Annotated in this window: 1 protein-coding gene; it reads left to right on the top strand. The window is 58.8% G+C overall.

The genetic code is table 11. The features are described from left to right. Positions 1-110: 110 nt before the first annotated feature. A complete protein-coding gene (locus GV027_RS20040; protein WP_151990784.1) occupies positions 111-1,541 on the top strand; it encodes an ISNCY family transposase in 1,431 nt (476 codons plus the stop codon). Positions 1,542-1,741 lie beyond the last annotated feature (200 nt).

Raw genomic sequence — 1,741 nt, 5'->3', positions numbered from 1 at the left:
TTGTAAGCGCCAGATAGAAATGTCACCCGTCCGCTAGATAGAAATGTCACGGTTCCATACCGGGCGGATCTTCGGTGTCATGCCGCCCACGTTCACGAGGGTGTGCGCAGATGACGGTGGTTTCGATGAGCCAAGGCGAACTCTCGCGGTACGACACGTTGCAAAGAGTCGAGCGCGGCGACTTGCGGATTGATGATGCTGCTATGGTTCTCGGACTGGGCCGACGCCAGGTATTCAGGCTGCTTGACCGCATGCGCGCCGTTGGTGCCGAGGGCCTGGTATCGCGAAAGCGCGGACGGCCAAGTAATCGGCGCTATAGCGACGCCTTTCGAGACCAAGTTATCGTACTGATGCGCGAGCATTATGCTGGCTTCGGGCCGACACTGGCGCGAGAATATCTGGATGAGCGCCACGGCATTCGCCTGGCATCGGAAACCCTTCGACAGATGATGATAGCAGCTGGTCTGTGGCAGGACCGTGAGGCACGTCGCCCTCGTCCATATCAGCCGCGATACCGCCGGGACTGCCGCGGGGAGCTAGTACAGGTCGACGGTTCCAAGCACTGGTGGTTTGAGGACCGAGGTCCGCAATGTACGCTGCTCGTCTATATCGACGATGCGACCAGTGAACTCATGCACCTGGAGATGGTCGAAAGCGAAAGCACGTTCTCGTACATGCGGGCCACCCGGACCTATATCGAGCGGCACGGCAAGCCGGTCGCTTTGTATTCGGACAAGCACAGCGCCTTCCGAAATAACAATGCCACAGCTGACGGCGACGGAATGACCCATCTTGGTCGTGCCCTGCACGCGCTCAACGTCGAGATCATTTGTGCGAACTCGCCCCAGGCCAAAGGTCGCGTCGAGCGGGCCAATGCGACGTTGCAGGACAGACTGGTCAAGGCAATGCGGCTCGAAGGTATCTCTTCCATCGAACAGGCCAACGCCTTCCTCCCCTCCTACATGGCTCGGCATAATCATCGGTTTGCCAAGCCCGCATTTGACCCGCGTGATCTGCATCGGCCACTGGCGCCGCATGAGAACATTGAGGCGGAGATGGTCTGGCGCGAGGAACGTACCGTCACGGCGTCCCTGACGCTCCATTATAACAAGGCGATGTTCATTCTCGAACCTAACCGGGTAAGCGCAGCACTGGCGCGCAAGCGAGTGCAGATCTGCGAGTATCCCGACGGCCGTATCGAAATACGACATGAGGGCAACGCCCTTCCCTACCGCGTATTTGACAAGATGCGGCAAGTGAACCAAGCCGCAATCGTAGACAATAAGCATCTCGATGCGGCGCTAGAAATGGCGCGGATGATCCAGCAGACGACGCCGCATCACCGCAAGCGCAACAACAGCGAGCCGTCGCGCAGTTCTCAGTCGTTCAGTATGTTCGCAGCAACGACTACCAGTACAGCTGCCAAGGTCGATGGCCGGACTTTATGTAAACCGAAGCTGAAGCGCGGTCCTCGTCTGTCCGATGAGGAACTTTTCGCCCGGGGATTTACCGAATACGCGCCGAGTTCCGTTTCAAGTTGACGGCTTCCACCTCGCGCAAAAACTGGTGTGATCGAGCCCGCTGCTAGCGCAGCGGGTCCAAGGTCGCAGAAGCCGCGGGGGTATCGCATCAGCGGGGGCACCGCTGCGCTGTTGGGATGGCTACACGCTGCCCCCGCTGCTACCAACGGGTGTCATTTCTAATTGGCGAAGAGTGTGTCTTCTCTAACTAGCGGCAACAG

It is taken from the genome of Sphingomonas sp. T1, assembly GCF_902506585.1.
Classification (GTDB): domain Bacteria; phylum Pseudomonadota; class Alphaproteobacteria; order Sphingomonadales; family Sphingomonadaceae; genus Sphingomonas; species Sphingomonas aerolata.
This window is presented reverse-complemented; position numbering and strand designations above follow the sequence as displayed.

Excerpts from the sequence above, each read along its gene's own strand:
- GV027_RS20040 (WP_151990784.1), top strand. The coding sequence starts at position 111 with ATGACGGTGGTTTCGATGAGCCAAGGCGAACTCTCGCGGTACGACACG.